This window comes from Microcystis sp. LEGE 08355, assembly GCF_015207185.1.
Classification (GTDB): Bacteria; Cyanobacteriota; Cyanobacteriia; order Cyanobacteriales; family Microcystaceae; genus Microcystis; species Microcystis panniformis.
In genome coordinates this window covers 1-4,065 of the sequence record NZ_JADEXI010000424.1, presented here as the reverse complement: position 1 = coordinate 4,065, position 4,065 = coordinate 1, and the positions used below count along the sequence as shown (strand labels likewise).

General features: G+C 39.9%; 4 protein-coding genes. 3 read left to right on the top strand and 1 reads right to left on the bottom strand.

The window, feature by feature from the left end:
• Window positions 1-263 precede the first annotated feature (263 nt).
• The gene (locus IQ242_RS18375; protein WP_193960963.1) at window positions 264-500 is read left to right on the top strand and encodes a ferredoxin-thioredoxin reductase variable chain; all 237 of its coding nucleotides are present in this window, start codon (window positions 264-266) and stop codon (window positions 498-500) included.
• A gap of 16 nt (window positions 501-516) precedes the next feature.
• Here the strand turns inward: IQ242_RS18375 and tyrS are convergent, their stop codons facing one another.
• Window positions 517-1,734 carry a tyrosine--tRNA ligase gene (gene tyrS, locus IQ242_RS18370; protein WP_193960962.1) on the bottom strand — a complete coding sequence of 406 codons (1,218 nt, stop codon included), beginning with the start codon at window positions 1,732-1,734 and terminating at the stop codon, window positions 517-519.
• A gap of 197 nt (window positions 1,735-1,931) precedes the next feature.
• Between tyrS and IQ242_RS18365 the strand changes: the two genes are divergently transcribed.
• Both IQ242_RS18365 and IQ242_RS18360 read left to right on the top strand, forming a co-directional pair.
• Window positions 1,932-3,617 (top strand): glycosyltransferase, encoded by a 1,686-nt coding sequence (locus tag IQ242_RS18365; RefSeq protein WP_193960961.1) that lies wholly within the window; start codon window positions 1,932-1,934, stop codon window positions 3,615-3,617.
• Between the two features lie 95 nt (window positions 3,618-3,712).
• Window positions 3,713-3,937 (top strand): ferredoxin family protein, encoded by a 225-nt coding sequence (locus tag IQ242_RS18360; RefSeq protein WP_190357992.1) that lies wholly within the window; start codon window positions 3,713-3,715, stop codon window positions 3,935-3,937.
• The last annotated feature ends 128 nt before the right edge of the window (window positions 3,938-4,065 follow it).

Genomic DNA, 4,065 nt, shown 5'->3' with positions numbered 1-4,065 from the left:
GATCACTCCCATGCCTGGTACTTTTTGATTGACAAAAACTCTAAAAGCCTTATCCAACAAAGTTTTTAGATTTTTTCAGCAAGCCCTAGTTATCAGTGTTTTAGCCGTCAGCCTTGCACAACAGGTGACGCTTATCTGGAGAAAAAAGCTCAAGCTCTAGGTTTCAATCTTAAGAGTTTTCAGTTCCCCGTTCCCTGATACGGCGTACAATGATAAGATTGTCTTCAAAGATACAATAGGCGTTTGTCTTCGCTAGAGAGTTTATGAAAGTTGGCGATCGAGTTCGTGTAATTGAGTCCGTGGTAGTTTATCACCATCCTGAACACAAATCGGATCCTTTTGACGTGAAAGGATTAGAAGGAGAGGTGAAAGGGATTGTCACCGAATGGCGTGGTAGGCCGGTTAGCGCCAACCTACCCGTCCTCGTCGAGTTCAGTAAAAAGTTTAAAGCCCATTTTCGAGATTTTGAAGTAGAAATCCTGGAAAAAGCCGCCGAATAGGGACTTTTTCGCCTATTTAAGCGACAAAGCGAATAAATTTATTTTTGCCCACCTGTAGGACTTTTCCCGTTAAAGCTTCGGCTGTCTCAAAACTTTTGTCCACATCGGTGATTTTCTCGCTATCGATCCTCACCGCACCCCCCTGAATCTGTCTTCTCCCTTCGCCGCTACTTTTGCATAAGCTGGTGGCCGAGAGAAGATAGAATAATTTCAGGGGAAAAGTGACCGCTGCTAGGGAAAATTCGGGTACAGAAGCGGCTGCTGCCGTATTTCCCTGTAGAACTATCTCCTGCGCCGTTTTTTGTGCCTTTAATGCCTCCTCTTCTCCGTGAAACTGGGCAACTACCTCGATCGCCAGTTGTTTTTGTGCCTCCCGCGGATTGCTCGCAATAGCATCTAAGGGCAAATTTGTCAATAGTTCGTAATAATCTTTTAACAAAGCGTCGGGGGTTTTTTCCAGTTTCGAGTACATGGACAGGGCCGATTCCCGCAATCCCACATAATTATTCAGGGATTTGGACATTTTTTGACTGCCATCGGTTCCGATTAAAATCGGTAAAAGTAACCCGAATTGCGGTTTTTTGCCGAAATATTTCTGTAAATCGCGACCGACGGCAATATTAAATTTTTGATCGGTTCCTCCCAATTCGACATCGGCCTCGACAGCGACGGAATCATAACCCTGCATTAAGGGATAGAGAAATTCATGGAGAAAAATCGGGTTTTCCTGGTCGTAGCGTTCGGAAAAGCCTTCTTTTGCCAACATTTGCCCGACGGTCATGGTGGAGAGGAGTTCGAGAATTTGCGAGAGGTCTAATTTCCCCAACCATTCCGAGTTATAGCGAATTTCTAGGCGATTAGGGGTGTTAAAATCTAAAATTGGGCGTAATTGTGCCAGATAATTCTCGGCATTAGCTCTCACTTCTTCGCTCGTCAATTGTTTTCTAACTTCCGATTTTCCCGTCGGATCGCCGATTCTAGCGGTAAAATCACCAATAATCACCACTGCTACATGACCAGCATCCTGGAAAGCACGCAGTTTCCGAAAAGGGATACTATGACCTAGGTGAATATCGCTGCCGGTGGGGTCAATACCTAGTTTAATTCTTAAAGGGCGATCGGTAGTTTGCAGTAGTTGGGTTAAATTTTCCCTAGGCTCTTGGGAGTCGGGTTGATGGGGGAATAGGTCACTGGTGCCACGGGTTAGCCAGTCTAGGGAGGAAGATACGGTCATTGTTGCTCATTTTCCACAGCCTTCCCATTATAGTTTTTTATTATGCCAAGTAACAAGCCAAAGGTAAATAAACTGGTATCTTCAGTAAAAGTCGATAACATCTTGACAATTCTCCCGATCGAATATAGAGTCTTAAAATCTTCTTTTTCAAAATTATCAAAAAATTTTTCTGTCTTGAATTGCGATCAGATAAGCCGATGAATCCTAGTTATAATAACTCTATACCAGTGCAGAGTATCAAAGTTTCCGTAATTGTTTCTACCTATAAATCAGCGGAGTTTATCCGGGGTTGTTTAGAGGATTTAGTTACTCAAACTCTTTACGAAAAGGGAGAATTAGAAATTATTATTATCGATAGTGCTTCTCCAGAGAATGAAGGGGAGATTATCCAAGAGTTTCAAGAAAATTATCCTAATATTATTTACCAGAGAACTAGAGAACGAGAAACCCTCTACTGCGCTTGGAATCGTGCTATTAAACTAGCTAGGGGTTCCTATCTCACCAATGGGAATACTGATGATCGTCGCTGTTTTAATGCTCTGGAAATTATGGCTAATTATCTAGATAATAATAGAGAGATTAGTTTAGTTTATGCCAATCAATTAATTACTACAATCAAAAATGATACTTTTGCCACTACCCCAGCTTTAAAACATTGGAATTGGCCAAATTACTCCTATCAACAGATGCGTCAAGGTTGTTGTGTGGGTTCTCAACCAATGTGGCGAAAAATGCTGCACCATAAATATGGTTATTTTCAGGAAAATTTTCGCTGTGCTGGTGATTACGAATTTTGGTTAAGAATCGGCAGTCAAGGGGAAAAAATGGCTTTGATTCCTGAGATTTTAGGCTTATATTATTTAAATCTCCAAGGCTTAGAACATGGCAGTAATGGTCAAGCATTACAGGAACATTATCAAGTGTGTAAAATCTATGAAATTCCTCACCCAGACATTAAGGATATAGAAATTAAACCTAATCCAGTTAAGATGGAAGATTTAGGCATAATTTTACAGGAAGAGGAGCGAGAAAAATTACAAACAATTCAAGCTATCTCCCAGAAGAAACCCCCAATTATTGTTATTGATGGCGTAATTTTTCAAATCGATCAAGGAAAATTAGCCGGGGTTTGGTCTTCAATTCTAGAGCATTGGAGTCAATTAGAATTGAGTCAACACATTGTTATTTTAGATAGAAATAACAGCGCACCAAGATGGGAAGAATTTAAATATTGGCCCGCAGAATCCTACGATTATAATTGTACGGGAAAGGATGCCAGAAAAGTCCAAGCTATTTGCGATCGCCTACAGGCTAATTTATTTATTTCCACTTTTTATACCAGTCCCTTAACCACTCCTTCTCTACTTTTTCTTGCTTCTGAGTTCCCAGAAGAAAACGGCAATTTACCAGTGAATTTAGAAAAACACTATGCAATTTTATCCGCTTCTAGAATCATCGCTTTTTCCTCTGATATTGCCCAAGATTTAAGAAGGTTATACCCAAAAATTTCCAGGGAACAAATTGATATTATCGAGTTTTTTGAAGTTAATCAAAAAATAGCGGAAGAAATCACTGATTTTCTCTGGTATGCGCTCAGTGAAACTAAGGAATCAAGTCAGAATCAAGTCTGGTTAGAGTTAAGAAAATTACAGGAAGCACAACAGACAATGTATCTGAAACAACAGCAAGATTATCATACTATGCAAGGGATGGGAATATCCCTAAAAGAATTAGATAATAATTATAACTATCTCCAGAAAAATAATCAGGAATTACGGGAAGAAATTAACTATTTGTCCTCCCGTAAGGGAATAGTAAAAAACCTATCGAAAACTTCTATTTTACTTCTTGCTAAGATCAAGAAAAAACTCCCAATGTTTTAGGGAATTAAGGGAAAGTTTCCTAACAATGCTCCGATCCTGGCGCGGCAGCGACTAAAAGTGGTAAAGTAATGTTAAGAATTAGAGGAGAAAACACTGTGCCACATTCGATCGTCACTGAAATTTGTGAAGGGGTTGCCGATTGCGTTTCCGCTTGTCCTGTTGCTTGTATCCATCCAGGACCAGGTAAAAATGTTAAAGGAACCGATTGGTATTGGATTGATTTTGCCACTTGTATCGACTGTGGTATCTGTTTACAAGTATGCCCCGTCGAAGGTGCAATTCTGCCGGAAGAACGTCCCGATTTACAAAAAACCCCCTAATTTATCAGTTATCAGTTATCAGTTATCAGTTATCAGTTATCAGTTATCAGTTATCAGTTATCAGTTATCAGTTATCAGTTATCAGTTATCAGTTATCAGTTATCAGTTATCAGTTATCAGTTATCAGT